The sequence below is a fragment of the Polaromonas sp. genome, assembly GCF_030682935.1.
In the GTDB taxonomy this organism is placed as follows: domain Bacteria; phylum Pseudomonadota; class Gammaproteobacteria; order Burkholderiales; family Burkholderiaceae_C; genus Polaromonas.
In genome coordinates this window covers 1-22,963 of the sequence record NZ_JAUXNA010000081.1, presented here as the reverse complement: position 1 = coordinate 22,963, position 22,963 = coordinate 1, and the positions used below count along the sequence as shown (strand labels likewise).

Sequence of the window (22,963 nt, the reverse complement as noted above, 5' to 3'; positions counted from 1 at the left end):
ACGCTGTCGGTGTCGGGCCTGAGCGCCAGCAACGGCGCGGTGGTCAACAACGGCAACGGCACGTTCACGATCACCCCGAGCGCCAACTTCAACGGCGCGGTCACGCTGAGCTACAACGTGGTCGACGGCAACGGCGGCACGATGGCGGCCAGCCAGAGCTACAGCCTGGCGGCGGTCAACGACGCGCCGACGACGACGCCGGTGACGCTGGTGGCAATTGCCGAGGACAACGGCGCGCGTGTGATCACGCAAGCCCAACTGCTGGCCAACGCCAGCGACGTGGACGGCCCGGCCCTGACGGCCACCGGCCTGGCGATCTCCGCAGGCACCGGCACGCTGCTCAACAACCTCGACGGCACCTGGAACTACACCCCGGCGCTCAACGACGACAGCGCGGTGAGCTTCAGCTACACCGTCACCGACGGCACGCTGACGGCGGATGGCAGCGCCACGCTGGACATCACGCCAGTCAACGATGCACCGACGGCAGGCAACGACACAGGCAGCGCCACCGAGAAGGGCGGCACGAATAATGGCATGGGCGGTACCAATGCTACCGGCAATGTGTTGGCCAACGACAGCGATGTGGACACCGTTGCGGCGAGCCTGGTGGTCAACACCATTCGGACCGGGGCGGTCGAAGGCGCGGGCACGGCCGGAACCCTTGGGTCCGGTCTCGTCGGAGCGCACGGCACGATGACCCTCAACGCCAACGGCAGCTACACCTACGTCATCAACGAAACCGACAACGCGGTGCAGGCGTTGAACGTGGGGGAGACGTTGACCGACAGCTTCAATTACACGGTCTCCGACGGTAGCCTCACAGACACGGCGGTGCTGACCGTCACGATCAACGGTGCGGACGATGCGCCCACCGACATCGACTTCAACGCTGCCACATGGTCGTCAGGCAACACGCTGCCGGGAGCCGGGCAAATGATCGCGACGCTGACCACGGACGACGTGGACAACACGACCGGCTTCACCTATAGCTTCAGCAGTGGCACGGGTGCAGGTTTTGCGCTGGGGGCTGCCACGGGCGTGCTGACCACGTCCACGGGCTTGAGTGCCAGCTCGACGTACACCCTGAAGTTCGTGTCGACCGACGCGGGTGGGTTGCAAACTCCTGAGCAGACGCTGACTATCATCACAGGAAAGAACAACGCGTCAGATTCACTCACCGGTGCGACCGGGGATGACATCATCTACGCCATGTCATCCGCGAGTGGAAGCAACAAGGACGTGGTGTTCGCCGGAAGCGGGGATGACACCGTGTTTGGGCAGGACGGTGTCGACGAAATTCATGGTGGAGATGGGAACGATGTGTTGTACGGTGGCGCGGGCAACGACACGTTCTTCTTCGACACCGCATTGAACGCGACGACGAACATCGACACCATCAAGGACTTCAATGCTGGCGGCGGTAGCGCCGCCAGCGGCGTCGACGCCATCCTGCTGTCCAACGCGATTTTTGGTCTGGGAACCAGCGGGCCTCTCTCGGCCACGGACTATGCGGTCGTTGACAGTACCTCGGTGGCCGTGGCATCGCAGTCAGTCGGAGTTGCAGTGAACATCGTTTATGACAGCCACACGGGAACGCTCTACTACGATGCCAACGGCGGCAGCTTGTCGGATGCGACTGCGTTCGCCAAGTTCGACCTAGCTGGTCTTACGGGCACCTTCGACAACCTCGATATCAAGCTTGGGTCCTAGACCGTGAGATCCTGCCGCCAGCCCGCAAGGTGCTGGGGGTAGGATTTTCTAAATTCCGCCTCGCCCATGAACACACTCCTCCAACTCCTCAAACGCCCGCTGCTCCACGTCGCGGGTCTGTCGTTCTTCGTCAACCTGCTGCTGCTCGTTCCGGCGCTGTTCATGCTGCAGGTGTTCGACCGCGTGCTGGCCAGCCAGAGCGGCGAGACGCTGCTGGTGCTGCTGATCGGTGCCGGCGTGGCCATGGTGCTGTTGCTGGCGCTTGACTACCTGCGCGCCCGACTGCAGGGCGTAGCCGGCAACATCGTGGCCGAGTCGCTGTCGCCGGCGGTGACCAAGATCGTCGTCGTGCAGGGCGCACGGCGCAGCGGGCGTGGCACCTCGGAGGGCCTGCGCGACGTTGGCGCGCTGCGCGCGCTGTTCTCGGCCCAGGGCCTGCTGGCGCTGTTTGACGCGCCGTGGGTGATTGTCTACGTGGCGGTGATCTGGCTCGCTCACCCGGTGCTCGGCATGACGGCGGCCGGGGCGGCGCTGCTGATGCTGGCGCTGGCGCTGATCAATGACTTCATCACGCGCCGCGAGATCGAGGCTTTGCAGCGGGCCGCGGCCGGCGCCACGCGCTACCTCGAAGCCTCGTTGCAGAACGCCGAAGTGGCGCAGACGCTGGGCATGACCGATGCGCTGATCGCGCGCTGGCGGCAGAAGAACGCCGAGGTCACGGCTTTGCAGCAACCGACCGCGACCAAGACGGTGGCGATGGCGGCGCTGACGCGCACGTTGCGCCAAGCGGTGCAGATGGTGATGCTGGCGGTGGGTGCCTGGCTGGTCATCAGCGCGCAGGCCACGCCGGGGGTGATGATTGCGTGCACCATCTTGCTGGGCCGCGCGCTGGCGCCGGTCGAGCTGGTGGTCGGCAGTTGGAAGGTACTGGCCGAGGGCCGGGCCGCGTTCCGACGCCTGAGCGAGATGCTCGGCGCCGCAGCAGCGGAGCCGGCCCGCATGGCGCTGCCGGCACCGCGTGGTCAGCTGCTGGCGCAAAACCTGATGTTCCGCGCGCCGCAGGGCGAACGCATGCTGCTGGCCGGTGTGTCGCTGCAGCTCGATGCGGGCGAGTCGCTGGCCATCATCGGCGCCAGCGGCGCCGGCAAGTCGACGCTGGTGCGGCTGCTGACGGGGGTATGGAAGCCGACCGCCGGCACGGTGCGACTGGACCAGGCTGACCTGACGCAGTGGCCGCGCGAAGACCTGGGCCCGTGGCTGGGCTACGTGCCACAGGATGTGGAGTTGTTCCCCGGCACGGTGGCCGAGAATATCGCGCGGCTCGGCGCGGTGGATTCGGCGCAGGTGGTGCAGGCCGCGCAGCGCGCCCATGTGCATGAGCTGATCCTGGCGCTGCCCGAGGGCTACGACACGATGGTCGACCCGCACAGCGCAGTCATCTCGCCCGGGCAGCGCCAGCGCATTGCACTGGCGCGCGCGCTGTATGGCGACCCGAAGCTGGTGATCCTCGACGAGCCCAATTCGAATCTGGACGGGGCCGGCGAACTGGCGCTGGCCGAAACGCTGCGCTCGCTGCGCGGGCAGGCCACGGTAGTGGTGGTAACGCACCGCGCCACGCTGATCCAGCATGTCGACAAGATGCTGGTGCTCGACGCCGGCAAGGTGCAGCACTACGGGCCGATCGCCGACGTGATGAAGGCGATGCAGCAAAAGAGCCAGCCCGCCGCGGCCCCCGCCGGCGGCGGTGCCCAGGTGGTGGCGATGCCGCGCGCCCCCCATGCGCCGCACGCGGCCGGCAATGACGATGCTCTGAATCTTCGCGAGGAGAAGGCGTCATGAGCGCCGCCGTGATGTCGCCCCTCGATCCGCAGGCCCCGCTTGAGCAGCACCTGCTCGAAGCGCGCAAGCTGGCGCGCCGCGCCGCCGCAGTGCTGCTGCTGGGCGTTGTTCCGGTGGCGGCGTGGATGGCGTTGGCGCCCTTGTCGGCGGCGGTGGTGGCGAGTTCGTTTGTCAAGGTCGATCTGGATCGCCGCGTGGTGCAGCATGCCGAGGGCGGCACCGTGCGCGAGGTGATGGTGCGCGACGGCCAGCACGTGGCGCAGGGCGAGACGCTACTGGTGCTCGGCGACGTGTCGGTTGACGCAGACCTGAACCGGCTCAACTACCGCGTGATGGCTGAGCGCGCCAGCCTGGCGCGGCTCGAAGCCGAGCAACTGTCGGCCCGGGCCGTGGATTTTCCGGCCGATGTGGTCGACGCGGCGCGCGCCGATTCGCGCCTGGCCGAGCAGATGACGAAGGAGCGCGCACTCTTCAGCGCGCGGCGCGACGCGCTCGTTGGCCAATCGGTGCTACTGCGTCAGCAACAGGCCAAGGTGGTGCAGGAGGCGACTGCGCTGCGTGCGCAGATCACCTTGGCGACCGACTCGCTGAAGTACCAGCGTGCCGAATTGGAGACGAACCGCAACCTGCTGAAAGACGGCTTTATCTCCGCGACACGCATCTCGCAGCTCGAGGCCACGGTGGCTGACTACGGCGTCAAGCTGGAGGAACGACGCTCCGAGCTGGCGCGCTCCGAGCAACGCCTGGTCGACGCCGACCTGCGCATCAAGGGGCTCGAGGGCGACTACCGGCAGCAGGCCAGCGACCAGCTGAAGGTGAGTTCCGCGCGCCTGACCGAAATCGAACAGGAGCAGCGCAAAACCACCGACGCGTCGAGCCGGCAGGTGATCGTGGCGCCGGTGGCCGGCGACGTCATCAACCTGAAGTTCACCACGCCGGGCAGCATGGTCTCGCCGCGCGAACCGATCGCCGACATCGTGCCGAGCAATCCGCGCCTGGTGGTGGAGGCACGCATCCGCACCGAGGACGTGGCGCGGGTGCAGCAGGGTCAGGCCGCCGAGATCCGTTTTACCGCGTTCAAGTACCGCACCACCAAGCTAGTCGAAGGCAAGGTGTTCTACCTGGCGGCCGACCGCACGGTGGACCGGACCACCAACCAGGCGTATTACGTGGCGCTGATCGAGGCCGACGCTGCCTCGCTGGCGCAGGCCGGCGACGTCAAGCTGCAGGCCGGCATGCCGGCCGAGGTGTTCATCAAAGGCGAGGCACGCACGCCGCTGCAGTACCTGGCCGAGCCGGTGACGCAGGTGCTGCGACGCGCCGGGCGCGAACGCTAAACCGTACAGAGGTGGGCATGGAGCAGGGCTTGCATGCGCACGGCGTCCATCCTGCTGAGGGGGCGCTCTCGCCGGTGGACCTAGCCATGAGCAGTTGGCGTGGTCAGGTGTCGGCGGGAGGGGCAGCGAGTGAAAGAAGGCGATGAACTGGTGGTGTTGAACGAAGCGCAATCCAAGTCGGCGCAGAACGCCACCCAGACCCAGCGGTAGTGACAGCGAGCAAGTAACAGTCGCAAACTCGACCGCTGAATACCCGCCCCCCCGGCTGTGGCCAACGCGTATATCAACTCGTCAACCTGGCGCACTTACTTGACCGGCAAGCAACGCGGGTGTGTGATCTCCAAGATCGCAGAGCAGCATGGAAAGAACTCAGCATACGGACCGAAGGGTGGGCCGTACGACGCCAATGCGATTCAACAGGCCATTGGTTCTTTCGCCGGCTCTTGCCCAGCATAGCCGCACAAGCAGTTCGCAACCACGCAGCGCGCTGGCGCTGGCGAGTCAAGGGTGCACGTTATTCATGAACAGGCCCTCAGGGCCGGTTCAGTGCGCCTTCTCCCAATTGGCACCAAAGCCGATCTCGGCCAGCAGCGGCACCCTGAGCTCGGCCACCCCGGCCATGAGGCGCGGAATCTCGGTTCTGACCCATTCGACTTCCGCCTCGGGCACTTCAAAAACCAGCTCGTCGTGCACCTGCATGATCATGCGGGTAGCCCGCTTTTCGTCGTCGAGCACCTGCTGCACCTGGTTCATGCTGAGCTTGATCAAGTCGGCCGCCGTGCCCTGCATGGGCGCGTTGATGGCGGCGCGTTCGGCACCGCTGCGACGCGGGCCATTGGGCGAATTGATCTCGGGCAGGTACAAACGCCTGCCGAACACGGTTTCCACATAGCCGTTGCTTTTGGCCGACAGGCGGGTTTCGTCCATGTAGTGCTTCACGCCGGGGTAGCGCTGGAAATACTTGTCGATGTAGGCGGCTGCGGCCTTGGTTTCAATGCCCAGATTGCGCGCCAGGCCAAAGCTGCTCATGCCGTAAATCAGCCCGAAATTGATGACCTTGGCGTAACGGCGCTGTTCGCTGCTGACCTGATCGGGCGCCACGCCAAACACCTCGGCGGCGGTGGCACGGTGCACGTCCATGCCTTCGGTGAAGGCGCGCAGCAAGGCCTCGTCTTCACTGATGTGGGCCATGATTCGCAGCTCGATCTGGGAGTAATCAGCGCTGGCAATCACGCTGCCGGCGGGTGCCACAAAGGCCTCGCGCACGCGGCGGCCCTCGGCGGTTTTCACCGGAATGTTCTGCAGGTTGGGGTCGTTACTCGACAAGCGGCCGGTGATGGCGATGGCCTGCGCGTAGTGCGTGTGCACCCGGCCCGTTTTGGGGTGCGCAAGCTGGGCCAGCTTGTCGGTGTAGGTGCCCTTGAGCTTTGAGAGGCCCCGGTGCTCCAGAATCCTGGCGGGCAGCGGGTAGTCTTCGGCCAGCTTTTCGAGCACTTCTTCGTCTGTAGAAGGCGCGCCGCTCGGGGTTTTCTTGACGATGGGCAGGCCTAGTTTGGTAAAGAAAATTTCACCGATCTGCTTGGGAGAGCCGAGGTTGAAAATCTGGCCCGCCAATTCGTGCGCTTCGGTCTCCAGCTGCAATATGCGCGCGCCCAGCTCACCGCTTTGTTTGGCCAGCGTGGGCGCGTCAATCAGCACGCCGTTGCGCTCGATGCGAAACAGGGTCTCGCTGCTTTTGATTTCCAGTTCATAAATAAAGCGCAGCTTGTCATTGGCCTCGATTTGCGGCCACAGCACGCGGTGCACGTCCAGTGTCTGATCGGAGTCTTCGCACGAGTATTCCGAGGCCTTGGCAATATCGACCTGGTTGAACTTGATCTGGTGCACGCCCTTGCCGCACAGGTCTTCATAGTTGATGCCGCTGCGCCCGAGGTGCCGCTCGGCCAGGCTGGCCAGCCCGTGCGGTTTATGCGCTTCGAGCACATAACTTTGCAACATGGTGTCGTGGGCATAGCCCTGCACTTCAATGCCGTGGTTGGCAAACACATGGCGGTCGTACTTGACGTGCTGGCCCAACTTGAGCCTGGCCGGGTTTTCAAGCCAGGGTTTAAGCCGCGCAAGCACTTCGTCCAGCGGCAGCTGCGCGGGAGCATCCGGGTAGTCATGCGTCAGCGGAATATAGGCGGCCTCGCCGGGCGTGACGCTGAAGCTCAGCCCGACGATTTGCGCCAGCATTTCGTCGAGTGAGGTGGTTTCGGTGTCCAGCGCGACCAGCTCGGCGGTTTCAATCCTGGCAAGCCAGCGCTCGAACGCCTCCCACGTCAAAATGGTGTCGTACCGGAGGTTGCTGGCGCGCTCCTCCAGCGGCGTGTCGAGAAAGGCGGGCCCGTCAAACAGGCCGGGCTCGTTGGGCGAGGCTGCTTTTTTTGCCTTGGCGGAAGGCTGGCGGCCCTCGGTCCCGCCTATTCTTTCGGGCTGCGTGCTTTCAGTGTCGATTTGTTTGACCAGCCCCTTGAAGCCATACTTTTCATAGAACGCCTTCAAAGCCTCCGTCTGCTGGCCGCCAATGGCCAGGGATTCCATGGCGGGCAGGCCGTCGATGTAGTCGGCCAGTTCGCAGTCTTTCTTGATGGTCACCAGCGCCCGCCCCGTGGGCAGCCAGCCCAGGGCCTGGCGCAGGTTCTCGCCCACCACGCCCTTGATCTCGCTGGCGCGGGCCACCAGCGCATCGAGCGAGCCGTATTCCAGCAACCACTTCACCGCCGTTTTGGGGCCGACCTTGGGTACGCCGGGCACGTTGTCCACCGTGTCGCCGACCAGTGTCTGGTAATCGACCATCAGGCGCGGCGGCACGCCGAATTCGGCTTCGACGCCCGCGAGGTCGCGGCGGCGGTCATTCATGGTGTCGATCACCGTGATGTGTTCATCGACCAGTTGGCTCAGATCCTTGTCGCCGCTGGAAATGATGACTTCGATGGCCTGGCGCGAGCCGATGCAGGCCAGGGTGCCAATCACGTCGTCAGCCTCCACGCCGGGCACGGCCAGCACTTTCCAGCCCAGCAGGCGCACCACCTCGTGAATCGGGTCGACCTGGCTGCGCAGGTCATCGGGCATGGCCGAGCGCTGGGCCTTGTACTCGGGGTAGAGCGCGTCGCGAAAGGTCGGCCCCTTGGCATCAAACACGCATACCGCGTAATCGGCGCGCACGTCCTTGCGCAGCTTTTGCATCATGTTGATCATGCCGCGAATGGCGCCTGTGGCCGGGCTCAGCGGGTCGCCCGGCTTGACGCGCAGGTCGGGCATGGCATGAAAAGCGCGGTACAGGTAGCTGGAACCATCGACCAGCAGAAGTGTTTTTTTGTCAGAGCTCATAGCGCCAGATTGTCGGGGATATTGCGGGAATGGGCGGCAAGCCTGGGCGAACCAGCCCGCCTACAATGCAGACATGAAAAACGCCCTTCGCCTTCCCTTTTTCGCCGCGCTCGCCCTGCTGCCGCTGGCTGCAGCCGTGGCGCAGGCGCCTGCGCCTGGTGCAGCGCCCGCTGCCGTGGAAAAAGCAGGGCGTCCAGACCGGGCGATTCAGCGCATCCGCACCGAAGACGCGGGCTCGCGCATTGATGAGTTGCGGGTAGGCGGCGAAACCCAGCAAATTGTGGTGCAACCCAAAACCGGTGTGCCGGCTTACGAGGTCAAGCCAGCGGAAGGCGCCCGGGGTGCGGCGCCCGCGGCGTCCAGCGGCGACACCAATGGCTCCCGCGTCTGGAATGTGCTGAAGTTTTAAATTTTCAGTTTTCTTTTATTTAAGTTCAGGGTTCAGTTTCAGGCATGGCCGTATTTACCGAAGTCTCGTTTGACGAGGCTGCAGCGTTCTTGAACGCCTTGAAGTTGGGGCAACTGCAGAGCATCAAGGGTGCTGCAGGCGGCATTGAAAACACCAACTATTTTGTAGACACCAGCCAGGGCCAGTACGTGCTGACGCTGTTTGAGCGCCTGACCTTCGAGCAGTTGCCGTTCTACCTGCACCTGATGAAGCATCTGGCGGCACGTGGCATCCCCGTGCCTGACCCGGCTGCGGACGCCAAGGGCGTGATCGTGCACCGCCTGAAGGGCAAGCCCGCCGCCGTCGTCAACAAGCTGCGCGGCCACAGCGAGCTGGCGCCCACGGCCGACCATTGCGCGCAAGTGGGCGAAACGCTGGCACGCCTGCACCTGGCCGGGCTGGACTACCCCCGGCATCAGCCCAACCTGCGCGGGCTGGACTGGTGGAACGACACCGTGCCCGTGGTGCTGCCGCACCTGACGCCAGCGCAGCGCAGCCTGATCCTGGGCGAGCTGGCCTACCAAAACCATATCGCGGCCTCCTCGAGCTACGGCAGCCTGCCGCGCGGCCCGATCCACGCCGACCTGTTTCGCGACAACGTGATGTTCGACAGCGGCAAGCTCAGCGGCTTTTTTGACTTTTACTTTGCGGGCTGCGACACCTTTTTGTTTGACATTGGCGTTTGCCTGAATGACTGGTGCATTGACCTGGAAAGCGGTGCGCAGGACGCGGTTCGGGCCGGCGCCTTCCTGGCCGCCTACCAGCGCGTGCGCCCCCTGACGGCGCAGGAACGCAGCCTGCTGCCGGCCCTGCAGCGCGCTGCAGCGCTGCGCTTCTGGATTTCACGGCTCTGGGATTTCCATTTGCCTCGCGAGGCCGCCGTGCTCCAGGCCCACGATCCCAGCCATTTTGAACGCGTACTGCGGGCGCTTTTGTTGCCTGCCGGCCACTTATCCCCCCCCGCCTGCGGAGTCCCATGAAACTACATATTGTTCCCGCCCGCACCGGCCTGACCTGGGTCAAGCTGGGCATTACCACCTTCATCAAGCAGCCGCTGGCCATGTCGGGCCTGTTTTTCATGTTCATGGCCCTGCTCTCGGTTGCCACGATGGTGCCTTTTGTGGGTGCTGCGCTGGCGCTGGCCCTGCTGCCGGCGGCCACGCTGGGACTGATGGCCGCGACACAAGAGGCCGCCAAAGGCAACTTCCCGATGCCCTCTATTTTGATCAGCGCCTTTCGTGCGGGCCAGCAGCAAATGCGGGCCATGCTGGTGTTGGGTGCGCTGTATGCCTTGGGCTTTTTGATCCTGATGGGCGTGTCGGCCCTGTTTGACGGCGGGCAGTTTGCCAAGCTCTACCTCGTGGGCGGAAAAATCACCGAGGAGCTGGTGCTGCAAAGCGGCTTTCAGACCGCCATGTGGGTGGCCATGGGCTTGTACCTGCCGCTGTCGCTGCTGTTCTGGCACGCGCCCGCGCTGGTGCACTGGCACGGGGTGTCACCGGTCAAAAGCCTGTTTTTCAGCTTCATGGCCTGCTACAAGAACTTTGGCGCGCTGACCGTGTTCGGGCTGGCCTGGACCGGCCTTTTCGTGCTGGCCACCATCGTGGTGGCGCTGATTTCCAGCCTGCTGGGCAACCCCATGCTGGCAAATGTGGCCATGTTTCCGGTCGCGCTGGTGATTGTGGCGATGTTTTTCACCTCGATTTACTTCACCTTTCGTGACAGTTTTGAAGCCACGCCGACCGACGTGCCGGACGGCGCCGAAAACGTTTCCTGAGCCGTCCCCCTACACGATCGTGAGCTTGGCCACGCTCAAGGCCAGCCATTTCACGCCATGCCGGGGAAAATTGATCTGCGCGCGTGCATCATCGCCGCTGCCTTCCAGCATCAGCACCTTGCCCTCGCCAAACTTGGCATGAAACACCTGCATGCCGGTTTTGAGGCCATGCGAGGGCGCGCTGCGCTGCGGTGGCACCGGTGGGCTGGCAAAACGCTCCGCACCGCCTGATTTTGAAGAAAAAAGGCTGCTAGCCCAATCACCACGGGAACTAGAAGCTCCTGAATTAGTAGCACCCCTCCAGCCGCCCGTCTCGCCTCCCGCGCCCAGTCCGGACGCAAACCCCTGGTTTTTTGGCGTGATCCATTTAAGGGCCGACGCCGGCAGTTCGTCAAAAAACCGGCTCTTGAGGTTGTAGCGCGTCTGGCCGTGCAGCATGCGCGTTTGCGAGTAGCTCAGGTACAGCCGCTTGCGCGCGCGCGTGATCGCCACGTACATCAGGCGGCGTTCTTCTTCCAGCCCTTCCACATCGTTCATGGCGTTTTCATGCGGAAACAGGCTGTCTTCCAGACCGGCGATGAACACGCAGTCAAACTCCAGTCCCTTGGAGGAATGCACGGTCATGAGTTGCACCGCGTCCTGACCGGCCTGCGCCTGGTTATCGCCAGATTCCAGTGCCGCATGCGTGAGAAAGGCCACGAGCGGCGACAGCGTTTCCCCGGTTTCGGCATCGGGCGCCAAAAATTCAGGCAGCAGCGCGTCCGAAGCGGGCGCCGTCGGGTTCAGCCCCTGGCTGGCCGGCGACTGGCTAAGGTGCAGCCGCGCGCCCAGTTCATCGACCGGCAGGGCCACGGCATCGCGGCCAAAGCCTTCCTGGCTGACGAAAGACTCGGCAGCATTGACCAGTTCGGACAGATTTTCCAGCCGGTCCTGGCCTTCTTTCTCCAGCTTGTAATGCGCTTCAAGCCCGCTGTGCTGCAGCACCAGCTCGATGATTTCGCGCAGGCTCAGGCCCGCGGTCTGCTCGCGCAAGACATCCAGCTTGGTGACAAAGGCGCCGAGGTTGGCGCCGGCCTTGCCCGGCACGGCGCTGACGCCGTCATGCAAGGAGCAGCCTGCAGCGCGGGCGATGTCCTGCAGCTGCTCGATGCTGCGCGCACCGATGCCGCGCGGCGGAAAGTTCACCACGCGCATGAAGCTGGTGTCGTCGTGCGGGTTGTCCAGCAGGCGCAAATAGGCCAGCGCATGCTTGATTTCGGCGCGCTCGAAAAAGCGCAGGCCGCCATACACCCGGTAGGGCACACCGGCATTGAACAGCGCAGTTTCCATGACGCGGCTCTGCGCATTGCTGCGGTAAAGCAGCGCAATTTCCTTCGCAGAGTTGCCGTCACGCACCAGTTGCTTGACCTCGTCGACAAACCACTGCGCCTCGGCAAAATCGCTGGTCGATTCATAGACCCGCACCGGCTCGCCGGGACCGGCCTCGGTGCGCAGCGTCTTACCCAGCCGCTTGCTGTTGTGGCTGATCAGCTCGTTGGCCGAGTCCAGGATATTGCCAAAACTGCGGTAATTGCGCTCCAGCTTGATCTGGTGCGTGACATGAAACTCGCGCACAAAGTCGGCCATGTTGCCCACACGGGCGCCGCGAAAGGCGTAAATGCTCTGGTCATCGTCGCCCACGGCCACCACCGAACCACCGGGCATGGACGGGGCGGCATCATCGCCCTGCCCGGCCAGCATCTTGATCCAGGCGTATTGCAGCTTGTTGGTGTCCTGAAACTCGTCAATCAGGATGTGGCGAAAGCGCCGCTGGTAATGCTCGCGTATCGGGGGGTTGTCGCGCAGCAACTCATAGCTTCGCAGCATCAGTTCCCCAAAATCCACCACGCCTTCGCGCTGGCACTGGTCTTCATACAGCGCGTAGATTTCTACTTTTTTACGGCTTTCTTCGTCGCGCACCGGCAGGTCTTTGGCGCGCTGGCCGTCTTCCTTGCAGCCGGCAATAAAGCGCATCAGCTGCTTGGGCGGAAAGCGCTCGTCATCCACATTGAACTGCTTGCACAGCCGCTTGATGGCGGACAACTGGTCTTGCGTGTCGAGGATCTGAAAGCTCTGCGGCAGGTTGGCCAGCTTGTAGTGGGCGCGTAAAAAGCGGTTGCACAGCCCATGGAAGGTGCCAATCCACATGCCGCGCACATTGACGGGCAGCATGGCGGACAGCCGGACCAGCATTTCCTTGGCAGCCTTGTTGGTAAAGGTCACGGCCAGAATGCCGCCAGGCGAGACCTGGCCGGTTTGCAGCAGCCAGGCAATGCGGGTGGTGAGCACGCGGGTCTTGCCGGAACCGGCCCCGGCAAGAATCAGGGCGTGGGTGGCGGGCAAGGTCACCGCGGCCAGCTGCTCTGGATTGAGATTTTGCAAGAGGGGGGATGTGGGCGCGACTTCTGAGAACATCGCCTATTGTAGAAAGCCTCATGGCGAACCCCATGCCTGCTTTTACCTGGACGCCTCCAGAATCACTTCCACATGCCGGTTAGTGGCCCTCCCTTGCGCCGTGTCATTGGGTGCGATGGGCCGGGTGTCGGCATAGCCGGTCGCACGCATGCGTGCAGCTTCGACGCCCTGGCTTTGCAGATACCGTACCACGCTGGCAGCCCGGCCCGTGGAGAGCTCCCAATTGGACGGAAAGCGTTCTGTCTGGATCGGCACGTTGTCGGTATGCCCCTCGACGACGATGCGGTAGGTAGCCACGCTGTTGAGAGCCGGCACCAGGCGGCCCATCACGCCCAGCCCCGGCCCACTCAGGTTGGCCTCGGCCGAATTGAACAGGACTTCACTGCTAATGCGAAAGCTGACCGTGCCCTTGTTCACGATCACCTCAATATTTTTGTCCAGGCCATCCAGCGCCAAACCCGACAGCAGATCAGTTTGAATGGCAGGTTCAGGTTCAGCGAGCGCCACCGGCAAAGACAGGGGCGACACGCTGCCGGGTATGCCAATGGCCGGAACGGGGTTTGACGCCTGCGTAGAAGGCGCCACCCCGGTCGTCGTACTGGCAGGGGCGCCCCGGGAGCCGGAACCGGCGAACGCCAGCATCACCACCATCATCACGAGCAGCAAAGTGATGACGTCCAGGTAAGTCAGAAGCCAGCCCTCCTCCTCAGGCACGACCGCGGCTTCAAGACTCCAGCGCGCAAAGCGGCTACTCCCGAGGACCCTTCGCGGGGCGGACGCAGGAGAAGAGCCGTTTGGAGGGTGCGTCCTGGACCGCGATGAAGCAATGGCGCCGTCGTCCAATGTCTGATCGTGATCAGCCATTGGACTGCGGCGCCAGGGAACTTTCCTCACCGTTTTTACCAGGCGCGCGACCATCAAAAATTTCGTTCTGATGGTGCTCAACGAAGGAATTGAGGGTCTCACGCATGAGCGCCGGGCTGCGCCTCTCGCACATCATCGAGATGCCTTGCAACACCATGTTCATCAACACAACTCGCGCCTCGGTGCGACGTTCAAGCTTGACTGCCACCGGCTTGAAAACCAGGTTGGCGAGCAAGATGCCGTAAAAGGTGGTCATCAGCGCTACCGCCAATTGCTGACCGATCGCACGCAGGTCACCACCGCCCAGCAAACTCATCAGATTGATGAGGCCCACAAGGGTACCTATCATGCCAAAGGCCGGCGCAAAGCTCGCCATCACACGAAACAATTGCGCTTCGGCGGCTTCGCGGGCGCGCAGGCGCAAGATGCGCCACTGCATCAAGTCCAGGATGTCCTCCTCCTTTGTCTGATCAATCACCAACTGCACCCCTGTGCGCAAAAACGGGTTGGTCACATTCTCCAAAGCCCGCTCCACGGCATGCAGGTCGCCTTTAATCCACAGCTTCGAAATGAGGACCAATTCATTGATGTCATTCCGGGTATACATGCGCTCGTTGCGCATCACGGTGGCGATCAGGCCAAACACCCTGAACACCTCCTTGAGCGGGTAGCTCAGAAATGTCGCAGCCAGGGTACCGCCCAGCACAATACCCAAGCTTGGCCAATCCACATACTGCCGGGGATCATCGGCGGCAAAAAACAGCACGATTGCCAACAGGAAAAAGCTGGCAACCATGCCGATCAGCGTGGAAGGATTCATGCGTGTAATCATGTGGATAGGCAATGGGGAGTCGGGGCCGACCAATGCAGATACCCGACCCCGGTTTTCTGACGTGCGACGTCAGGGTTTTGCAGGAGCGGGCAGCCTGGCGCTAATTCTGATAACAGCGATTAGTGTAGAAGACCCAGATGAATCCCTTTTCTCTATGACACGCCCTTCACCTCTTCTCTTTGCGCAATTGGTCGCAGCGCTGGCGCTGCTGGCGCCCGGGTCTCAGGTCATGGCCGCCGCGCAATCACGCTGCGAAGCACCCTGAAAAGCATTACGCTCTCCGCAGGATCATTCTCTGCATATAACGGGTATACAGGCCGCCCCATGTGCGCAGTGCGCCCAGGCGCCTAAAATCACGCACCGGGCCCAGGCAATTGCGCCCGGTTTTTTGGTGGCTGGCGCAACTTGACGATGCGGACCTGCAGACAAAAACCGGACCAGTCCAAGCGCCTTCTGTTCATCAACAGCCTTGAAGGAGCTTGGAAGACATGGAAATATTCGATTACGACAACATCCTGCTGTTGCCGCGCAAATGCCGCGTGGAAAGCCGCTCGGAATGCAATGCGGGCGTCACACTGGGCGGTCGCACCTTCCGCATTCCGGTGGTGCCGGCCAACATGAAAACAGTGGTCAATGAAGACATCTGCGTCTGGATGGCGAAAAACGGCTATTTCTACGTGATGCACCGCTTCGATCTGGACAACCTTCAGTTCGTACGCGACATGAAAATCAAAGGCGTCTACGCGTCGATTTCCCTGGGCGTGAAACAAGCCGACTACGACACGGTGGACCAGCTGGTGGCCGAAGGCCTGGCGCCGGACTACATCACGATTGACATTGCCCACGGCCACGCCGATACCGTGCAGAAAATGATCGGCTATTTGAAGAAAAAACTGCCCGCCTCCTTCGTGATTGCCGGCAACGTCGCCACCCCCGAAGCGGTGATTGACCTCGAGAACTGGGGCGCCGACGCGACCAAGGTCGGCATTGGCCCGGGCAAGGTCTGCATCACCAAAATGAAGACCGGTTTTGGCACAGGCGGCTGGCAGCTGTCAGCGCTCAAGTGGTGCGCGCGCGTGGCGACCAAGCCCATCATTGCCGACGGCGGCATCAGGGAGCATGGCGACATTGCCAAATCAATCCGTTTTGGCGCCACCATGGTGATGATTGGCGCCATGCTGGCCGGCCTGGAAGAAAGCCCGGGTCAAACCGTCGAGGTCGACGGCAAGCTCTTCAAGGAATACTATGGCAGCGCCTCGGACTTCAACAAGGGCGAGTACAAGCACGTGGAAGGCAAACGCATCCTGGAGCCGATCAAGGGCAAGCTGGTCGATACGCTGCGCGAGATGGAAGAAGATATCCAGAGCGCGATCAGCTATTCGGGCGGAACCCGCCTCATGGACATCCGCAAGGTCAACTACGTCGTCCTGGGTGGCAAAAACGCGAACGAAGACCTGCTGATTTAACCGGGCGCCCCCCTGAGGTCAGCGCAGCATACGCAGCGACAAGCGTGAGGGCGTTATGATTTCCCCAGCAAATCCAAAGCCAGCCGGTGCAGGCGATGCGCAGGCTGCGCCAAGGCCTCCAGCACGCTGAAGTGATTAAGCCCGTCCAGGGTCTCGCAGACAGGTACGGTTTTTTTACCCCAAGCCTGCTGTATCAATTGGTTCTGACGCAAAAACTCGGCGCTCTCGCTGCCGCCGGCCACGCTATAAAGCGTGCCCTTGCGCGGGCGCGGCAACCCGGCCGGGCTGACCAGGCGCACCTGCGATGGCGTGAGTTGCAGCGAGTCCTTGAGAAAAGGTGCGTGCAGCATGGGCTCCAGGTCGTACAGGCCTGAAATCGACAAGGCATTTTTCAGCAGATCGACCGGCAGATCAGGGGCGTAGGCCTGCCACTTGCAAGCCAGCAGCATGACCGCCAGATGGCCGCCGGCCGAATGACCGATCACGGTGATGCGACTGGGATCGCCACCGTGCCTGGCAATATGGCGCCAGGTCCATGCCAAGGCTTGCACCATCTGCAGCGTGATGTCGGGAATGCTCACTGCCGGGCACAAGCCATAGTTGGGCACCACCACGCAAGCGCCAGCCTGGGTAAATGCAGGCGCCAGAAATGAATGATCGGCCTTGTCCAACGAGCGCCAGTAACCGCCGTGTATGAACACCAGCACGGGCGCGCCAGCCGCATCAATCGGACTGCAGCCAGGCGGGCTGGCGGGAAAAACATCCAGCATTTCAGCCGGCCCCTTGCCATAGGGCACATCAAGCAGGCAAGGCAGGCTTTTACGCACCCGCCGGGAGTCCAGATCCCAGCGCCTGAAGTAATCCGCATGATCGGGCACCAGCGCGCGGTTGTTGTACATGCTGTCCAGCCACTGGGGGTCCAAATTTGCCGCGGAACTGCTCATGCGTGCTTCTTTCATGTTTTTTTTACCGCTGCCCTTTTCCTGGCACAGCTTGCGCCCGGACGGCACACTGGTGTTGCAAGCGGTTATTTTTTCGCCCACCCAAGAGCGCAGGACTCAGTAGCCCAACATATTGCGGCGAACGTGAACCAGGTGTTCGGTGCTCAGCGCTTTGGCTTGCACACCGTCGCGCTGCTTGAGCGCCGTCACCAGGGCGCGATGCTCCTGCTGGTACTCGAGCCGGCGCTCGGGGCTGGCGCTGCGCCGTTTGAGCATGCCCCACTCCGCCTCCGAACGCGCCTGATTCATGAGGCGAAACACACTGGCAATAAAAGCGTTGTGCGCAGCGTCGGCGATTACCTCGTGCAGCATGCTGTCCCAGCGCTCGAAGTCTTCCAGCGTGGTGGCCACCTCGGCCTTGCTGCAGCATTCTTCCATGCGCGCGAAATCGGTGGAGTTGGCATTGCCTATGACCATGTCGATGATGGCCGGCTCCAGCACCAGGCGGGCGCTCATCAGCTCCGCCGGACTGGTGGAGTGCGCCGCCCCTGCATCGGGCGTGCCGCCCAACACCTCGGCCACCTGGGCGCTCACATAGGTCCCGCTGCCCACCGTCTGGGTGATCAAGCCCCGTGCTTTCAGGCCCGCCAGCACGCGCCTGACCGTGGACCGGCTCAGGCCGCTTTGCGCACTGAAGACGCGCTCAGTCGGAATGCGGTGGCCCGCACGCCATTTGCGCGACTTCAGATTGTCAAGAATGCTTTCTTCAAAGGCTGCGGCGCTGTCCATAAAGCTCATGAGAACAAGTCGATGAAATGACTGAGTGAAATTGACGTGATGATACCAATTTGGTTTTAAGCCCGGAAGTATTTCCATATTGGGCTTAATTGGTTTCATAAAATATTGCTATTAACGCCTTATTTGCTCAGTGTTTTCCCGATTTCGGGGATTTTTACGCGCTAATTTGGTTGACTATTGGATGGTTTTGGTTGAAATTGCAGATTCTCTCGCTGCACTGGTGCAGTGAAGAAAAAACTGGCACGCATCCACAACCAGGACAAAAGGAAACATTTTGCGCATAGCCACTTACTTATGGAATGGGCAAAGACAGGTAGGTCTGGTCTCCGGAGACGATCTGTCCGTGACACCCCTCGGCCTGTCCAGTGACGGCTGATGAACTTGACGGCACCCGTACCCGGGTGCGCGGCGGGGTCAATGGTGAGCTGCGCCAGGACGGCCAGACCACGGACTTGATCTTTCGACATCCCCACACTGATAGAAACCTGTTCACGAGGCATCACGCTGTACGTCCGCCAGCATGGGCATGGGCCTGACGCCACCCCGCTACCTGCAGACGGGTGATGTGGTGCGGATTGAAATCGACGGGATAGGCGTGCTCGAAAACCGGTTTATGTGAATTTTTTTCGGCACTTTTTTGCAAGACGCTATGAGGTGCAAGCCTTGAAGCATGGACCAGGCGCTATGCAGCGCCATTAAAACAGGAGACTTTGATGAGTAATGTGACGTGGACCGGCGGTGTTGAGCACTGGACCCAAAAAGGCGACATCAAACTTTTTCTATGGGAGAAAAAAGCCTCGCCCAACGTGCCTTTTGCGGGCACGGTGTTTTTTGTGCATGGCTCTTCCATGGCCTCACAACCGACTTTTGATCTGGCTGTGCCGGGTCGCCCCTATTCGTCGGCCATGGACTGGTTTTGTGACCAGGGCTTTGACACCTGGACCATGGACAACGAAGGCTATGGCCGCTCGGACAAACACCGCGACATCAATTTCGATATCAGCAACGGTGCCGACGACCTGGCCGTGGGCAGCGAGTACATACTGAAGCAAACCGGCGCCGAGTCACTGCTCATGTACGGCATTTCTTCCGGCGCGCTGAAAGCGGCCCTGTTTACCGAGCGGCACCCCGAACGGGTAGCCAAGCTGGCGCTTGACGCCTTTGTCTGGACGGGCGAAGGCAGCCACACGCTGGACCAGCGCAAGAAAAAACTGCCGGAGTTTCTGGCCAACAACCGCCGGCCCATAGACCGCGCATTCGTACACAGCATTTTTCAGCGCGACCATCCCGGCACTGCTGACGAGAACACCGTCAATGCGTTTGCCGATGACATCCTGACCCTGGACAACTCGATGCCCACCGGCACCTATGTGGACATGTGCTCGCGACTGCCTTTGCTGGACCCGAAGAACCTGCCCGTACCCTGCATCATCCTGCGCGGCGAATACGACGGCATTGCGGGCATGGATGACCTGATAAATTTTTTCCTTCTGCTGCCCAATATGAACAAGCAGTTCAGCGTCATGCGAGGCATCTCGCACGCCAGCTTCCAGCAAAAAAACTACATGATGGTCTATCACATTCTGCACAGCTTTTTTACCATGCCCGAACCGGCATATGGAGGTGAATCATGAAAGCACTACTCAACTCGGTGGCACTGGCCTGCGCGCTGTCGCTGGCCTCGGGGGCCGTACTTGCGCAGGCCTATCCAAACCGGCCGGTCAAACTGATAGTTCCCTTTGCGCCAGGAGGCTTTACCGATGTGGTGGCGCGCATCCTGGGACAAAAGCTGTCGGTGGCGATGGGCCAGCAGTTTGTGGTTGAAAACAAGGCCGGGGCTGGCTCCACCATAGGCACGGACTTCGTCGCCAAGGCAGCGCCCGACGGCTACACGCTGGTGATGGTTTCGACCACGCATGTGATCAGTCCGTCTATCTACAAAAACATGCCTTACGACCCGATCAAGAGCTTTACCGTTATCTCCAAGCTGGTGGACTCTCCGTATGTGCTGCTGGTCAACCCCAAGCTGCAGGCGCGCAACGTGCAGGAACTGGTGGCGCTGGCCAAAGCCGCGCCTGAGACCATCCACTACGCGTCTTCAGGCAACGGCAGCTCGCAACACCTGATGGGCGGGCTGTTTGTGTCCATGACCGGCGCACCGCTCAAGCATGTCCCCTACCGTGGGAGCGGCAGCGCTGCAACCGACCTGGTCGCCGGTGTGGTCGAAAGCAGCTTTGCCGGCGTGCCCAATGCGCTGTCGCAGGTTCCGCAGGGCCGCCTCAGGGCGCTGGCCGTGACCACGGCCAAACGCATACCGCAACTGCCGGACGTGCCGACCATGCAGGAGGCCGGCGTGCCGGGTTATGAAGCATCGGTCTGGCTGGCTTTGCTGGCCCCTGCAGGTACACCCAGGGACATCGTGGTACGGCTCAATAGCGAAATCGCCAAGGTCATGAGCGCACCTGAGACCAAAAAAGCGCTCTATGACGCAGGCGTGGAACCGACGCCATCAACCCCCGAGGCCATGGCTGACTATATGGTCAAGGATATGGAGCGATGGGCCAAGGTCATCAGGGACACAGGCATCAAGCTGGAATAAGCTGGCTGGCAGGACAAATTAAAAAGCCGCTGCAGACCTTTCGGTTTGCAGCGGCTTTTTTGCCGGTCAGCGGTGACTCAGCACTTACGGTCAGTCACGTGTCGGCTTGGAGAATTTACCAGCATTTTTAGCGGCATCGCGTGGCACAAACACCTTGCCGGCTGGCCTGGCGAACGCGGGCTTGCGGTTCGCAAAATCAGGGCGGGGTGCGAATCCTTCGTTGCGGGCGCCAAAGTTGCGATCTTCGCGTGGTGCAAAGCTGTTGCTGTTGCCGCCACCGAAGCCACGATCATCTTCCCGGCGTGGGCCACGGTCATTGAAACCGGAACGGTCGGCATACGCATTGCCCTGAGGTGCTGCGGGACGGCCCTGGAAGCCACCACCACGGTCATCACGGTTGCCGCCGAAGCCACCACCCGAATTACCGCCACCAAAGCCACCGCCGGCTGGCTTGCGGCCAGCGAAGCCACCACGGTCGCCACCGCCAAAGCTGCGGCCGCCACGGTCATTGCGGTCACCACCGAAATTGCCACGCGGGCGCTCGGAGGTTGGTGCAAAACGCTGCTGCGGCTCCAGACCGGCAATCACGCTGGCCTTGAGGTTTTGCTGCGTGTAGTGCTCGATGTCCTGGATCTTGCGGCGGTCGCGGAATTCGGCAATCGTGATCGCCTGACCTTCGCGGCCAGCACGGCCGGTACGGCCAATGCGGTGCACATAGTCTTCAGCTTTCATCGGCAGGCCGTAGTTGATGACGTGGGTGATGGTCGGAACGTCCAGACCGCGGGCGGCCACATCGGTCGCCACCAGAATCTGCACGCGGCCGTCACGGAAAGCCATCAGGCGACGGTTGCGCAGGCCCTGGCCCAAAGCGCCATGCAGCGCCACGGCGCTAAAGCCTTCTTGCACCAAGTCATTGGCCAGGCCGTCACATTCCACCTGGGTGCAGGCAAACACGATCGCCTGGTTGATGGTGGTGTCGCGCAGCCAGTGGTCCAGCAGCTTGCGCTTGTGGGTCATGTTGTCGGCCCACAGCAGCGACTGGGTGATGGACGCATGCTTTTCGTGCGGCGAGTCAATCTCGACACGCTGTGGCTGGCGCATGACGCGGGTAGCCAGTTGCATGATGCGCGGCGCAAAGGTGGCGCTGAACATCATGGTCTGCTTGCGCTCGATGGTGAGCTGGTTGACTTCGGTCAGGTCGTCGGCAAAGCCGAGGTCCAGCATGCGGTCGGCTTCGTCAACCACGAGGAATTGCACCTGGTCGAGCTTGATCTGCATGCTGCGCTGCAGGTCCAGCAGACGGCCGGGCGTGGCCACGACGAGGTCGGCATTTTGCAGCTTGGCAATTTGCAACTGGTAAGGAATGCCGCCGACAACGTTGGCAACACGCAGGCCACGGCAATGGCGAACCAGGTCGATGGCGTCAGCGCAAACTTGCTGGGCCAACTCGCGGGTCGGGCACAAAATCAGCGCACCAGGGGTGGCGGCCTTGAAATTGCGCATGTTGGTCGGGTCTTTGCGCTTTGGCTTTTTCAAAGGCGCTTCGCCACGGGCGACGGCTTCAGCACTCAGGCGTTCGAATTCGGCACGTTCGTTGCGCTCGGCCTCTTCCTGCTGTTTCAGCAGGGTGTGCAGCACGGGCAGCAGGAAAGCAGCGGTTTTGCCGCTACCGGTCTGGCTGGAAACCAGCAGGTCGGTGAATTTTGGCGCTTTGGGGTCAGCATCCAGGGCTTGCATAGCCTTGGGAATGGTGGCCATCTGCACCGAGGTCGGCTGGGTAAAACCCATGTCGGCTACAGCTTGCAGCAGTTCTTTGGCCAGGCCCAGCTTCACAAAGCCATTAGGCTCGGCGACAACGGCTTCCAGGGAGCTTGCTTCCGCAACAGGCTCGTCGGAAGAAAAGTCTGGAATCACGTTGATTTCCAGGTCAGAAATGGTTTCGGTAGTTTCGGGCGAAAAGTCGCCACGAGCCTCAAAAGAGTCAGTCATGTTTTTTCTCACTAATCCCCTGTCCGCAACGCTTTTGGCGATGGACAGGAAACTCCACCTCCCGCGATGCAGAAGGCTTCGTTCATGGTTAATAAAACACCAACCATCAAACGAATATGCTGCTCAGGAGGAAATTCAGCCTGAAGCGGTGACCCTGTTAGAAGAGTCCAAAAGTGTGAGGTAGATGTACAAATGCAGTACACGGGGTGTGCAACTGCAAGCCCATGATTATGGCACGGTTCGCGGGTTTCTACCAATCTTTACACAAGAGAGCTTGTTGCAGCACACCTGTGGCGTTTCATACCGCGCCTTATATGCTATCAATAAAATAGCCTCTTACCCCCGTCCAATAAGCGGAAAAGGCCTAAAACGCTTAAAAATCACTTCAGGAAGTGCTTGCGATAGTGCTCCATCTCGTCGATGGATTCATTCACATCGGCCAGGGCGGTGTGCATCTGGCGTTTTTTAAACCCGCTGTACACCTCGGGCCGCCAGCGCTTGGCCAACTCCTTGAAGGTGCTCACGTCCACGTTG

General features: G+C 61.7%; 16 protein-coding genes and 2 pseudogenes. 10 read left to right on the top strand and 8 right to left on the bottom strand.

What is annotated here, in order from left to right; translation table 11 throughout:
- The 3 genes from Q8K05_RS03200 to Q8K05_RS03190 all read left to right on the top strand — a co-directional run.
- On the top strand, positions 1 to 1,713 hold a 1,713-nt coding region (locus Q8K05_RS03200), incomplete at its 5' end, for a cadherin-like domain-containing protein (RefSeq protein WP_305245089.1).
- A gap of 66 nt (positions 1,714 to 1,779) precedes the next feature.
- On the top strand, positions 1,780 to 3,552 hold the full coding sequence (locus Q8K05_RS03195) for a type I secretion system permease/ATPase (protein WP_305245088.1): 1,773 nt from the start codon (positions 1,780 to 1,782) through the stop codon (positions 3,550 to 3,552).
- Positions 3,549 to 4,889: an HlyD family type I secretion periplasmic adaptor subunit gene (locus Q8K05_RS03190; RefSeq protein WP_305245087.1), complete on the top strand. Its 1,341-nt coding sequence runs from the start codon at positions 3,549 to 3,551 to the stop codon at positions 4,887 to 4,889. Before Q8K05_RS03195 ends, Q8K05_RS03190 begins: the two co-directional genes overlap by 4 nt.
- A gap of 543 nt (positions 4,890 to 5,432) precedes the next feature.
- On the opposite strand, the gene polA is transcribed toward Q8K05_RS03190, so the two are convergent.
- On the bottom strand, positions 5,433 to 8,261 hold the full coding sequence (polA, locus tag Q8K05_RS03185; RefSeq protein WP_305245086.1) for a DNA polymerase I: 2,829 nt from the start codon (positions 8,259 to 8,261) through the stop codon (positions 5,433 to 5,435).
- A 73-nt stretch (positions 8,262 to 8,334) separates the two neighbouring features.
- Here polA and Q8K05_RS03180 point away from each other — a divergent pair, with 73 nt between their 5' ends.
- The 3 genes from Q8K05_RS03180 to Q8K05_RS03170 are packed head-to-tail and all read left to right on the top strand — an operon-like array spanning position 8,335 to position 10,486.
- Positions 8,335 to 8,670 carry a hypothetical protein gene (locus tag Q8K05_RS03180; protein ID WP_305245085.1) on the top strand — a complete coding sequence of 112 codons (336 nt, stop codon included), beginning with the start codon at positions 8,335 to 8,337 and terminating at the stop codon, positions 8,668 to 8,670.
- A 44-nt stretch (positions 8,671 to 8,714) separates the two neighbouring features.
- The gene (locus Q8K05_RS03175; protein WP_305245084.1) at positions 8,715 to 9,689 is read left to right on the top strand and encodes a homoserine kinase; all 975 of its coding nucleotides are present in this window, start codon (positions 8,715 to 8,717) and stop codon (positions 9,687 to 9,689) included.
- Positions 9,686 to 10,486 (top strand): BPSS1780 family membrane protein, encoded by an 801-nt coding sequence (locus Q8K05_RS03170; RefSeq protein ID WP_305245083.1) that lies wholly within the window; start codon positions 9,686 to 9,688, stop codon positions 10,484 to 10,486. Before Q8K05_RS03175 ends, Q8K05_RS03170 begins: the two co-directional genes overlap by 4 nt.
- Before the next feature lie 9 nt (positions 10,487 to 10,495).
- Here the strand turns inward: Q8K05_RS03170 and Q8K05_RS03165 are convergent, their stop codons facing one another.
- The 3 genes from Q8K05_RS03165 to Q8K05_RS03155 all read right to left on the bottom strand — a co-directional run bounded on the left by Q8K05_RS03165 (position 10,496) and on the right by Q8K05_RS03155 (position 14,624).
- Complete coding sequence (locus Q8K05_RS03165; protein ID WP_305245082.1) at positions 10,496 to 12,940, bottom strand: UvrD-helicase domain-containing protein; 2,445 nt, start codon at positions 12,938 to 12,940, stop codon at positions 10,496 to 10,498.
- A 42-nt stretch (positions 12,941 to 12,982) separates the two neighbouring features.
- Positions 12,983 to 13,654 carry an OmpA family protein gene (locus Q8K05_RS03160; protein WP_305245081.1) on the bottom strand — a complete coding sequence of 224 codons (672 nt, stop codon included), beginning with the start codon at positions 13,652 to 13,654 and terminating at the stop codon, positions 12,983 to 12,985.
- 142 nt (positions 13,655 to 13,796) lie between these two features.
- Positions 13,797 to 14,624: a motility protein A gene (locus Q8K05_RS03155; protein ID WP_305245090.1), complete on the bottom strand. Its 828-nt coding sequence runs from the start codon at positions 14,622 to 14,624 to the stop codon at positions 13,797 to 13,799.
- Between the two features lie 500 nt (positions 14,625 to 15,124).
- On the opposite strand from Q8K05_RS03155, the gene Q8K05_RS03150 reads away from it, so the two are divergent.
- Positions 15,125 to 16,102 carry a GMP reductase gene (locus tag Q8K05_RS03150; protein WP_305245080.1) on the top strand — a complete coding sequence of 326 codons (978 nt, stop codon included), beginning with the start codon at positions 15,125 to 15,127 and terminating at the stop codon, positions 16,100 to 16,102.
- Between the two features lie 53 nt (positions 16,103 to 16,155).
- Here Q8K05_RS03150 and Q8K05_RS03145 read toward each other — a convergent pair whose 3' ends face one another.
- Together Q8K05_RS03145 and Q8K05_RS03140 are read right to left on the bottom strand one after the other, a co-directional pair.
- The gene (locus Q8K05_RS03145) at positions 16,156 to 17,046 is read right to left on the bottom strand and encodes an alpha/beta hydrolase (protein WP_305245079.1); all 891 of its coding nucleotides are present in this window, start codon (positions 17,044 to 17,046) and stop codon (positions 16,156 to 16,158) included.
- 114 nt (positions 17,047 to 17,160) lie between these two features.
- Positions 17,161 to 17,841 (bottom strand): FadR/GntR family transcriptional regulator, encoded by a 681-nt coding sequence (locus tag Q8K05_RS03140; RefSeq protein ID WP_305245078.1) that lies wholly within the window; start codon positions 17,839 to 17,841, stop codon positions 17,161 to 17,163.
- Between the two features lie 365 nt (positions 17,842 to 18,206).
- On the opposite strand from Q8K05_RS03140, the pseudogene Q8K05_RS03135 reads away from it, so the two are divergent.
- The 3 genes and pseudogenes from Q8K05_RS03135 to Q8K05_RS03125 all read left to right on the top strand — a co-directional run.
- A pseudogene (locus Q8K05_RS03135) lies at positions 18,207 to 18,460 on the top strand (fumarylacetoacetate hydrolase family protein); the annotation flags it as partial.
- Positions 18,461 to 18,554: 94 nt separating this feature from the next.
- Positions 18,555 to 19,475, top strand: coding sequence for an alpha/beta hydrolase (locus Q8K05_RS03130; protein ID WP_305245077.1), 921 nt, complete (start codon positions 18,555 to 18,557; stop codon positions 19,473 to 19,475).
- Complete coding sequence (locus Q8K05_RS03125) at positions 19,472 to 20,440, top strand: tripartite tricarboxylate transporter substrate binding protein (protein ID WP_305245076.1); 969 nt, start codon at positions 19,472 to 19,474, stop codon at positions 20,438 to 20,440. The genes Q8K05_RS03130 and Q8K05_RS03125 overlap by 4 nt, the downstream gene beginning before the upstream one ends.
- A gap of 90 nt (positions 20,441 to 20,530) precedes the next feature.
- On the opposite strand, the gene Q8K05_RS03120 is transcribed toward Q8K05_RS03125, so the two are convergent.
- Positions 20,531 to 22,429: a DEAD/DEAH box helicase gene (locus Q8K05_RS03120; RefSeq protein WP_305245075.1), complete on the bottom strand. Its 1,899-nt coding sequence runs from the start codon at positions 22,427 to 22,429 to the stop codon at positions 20,531 to 20,533.
- A gap of 380 nt (positions 22,430 to 22,809) precedes the next feature.
- Positions 22,810 to 22,963 (bottom strand): annotated as a pseudogene (locus Q8K05_RS03115) (oligoribonuclease); the annotation flags it as partial.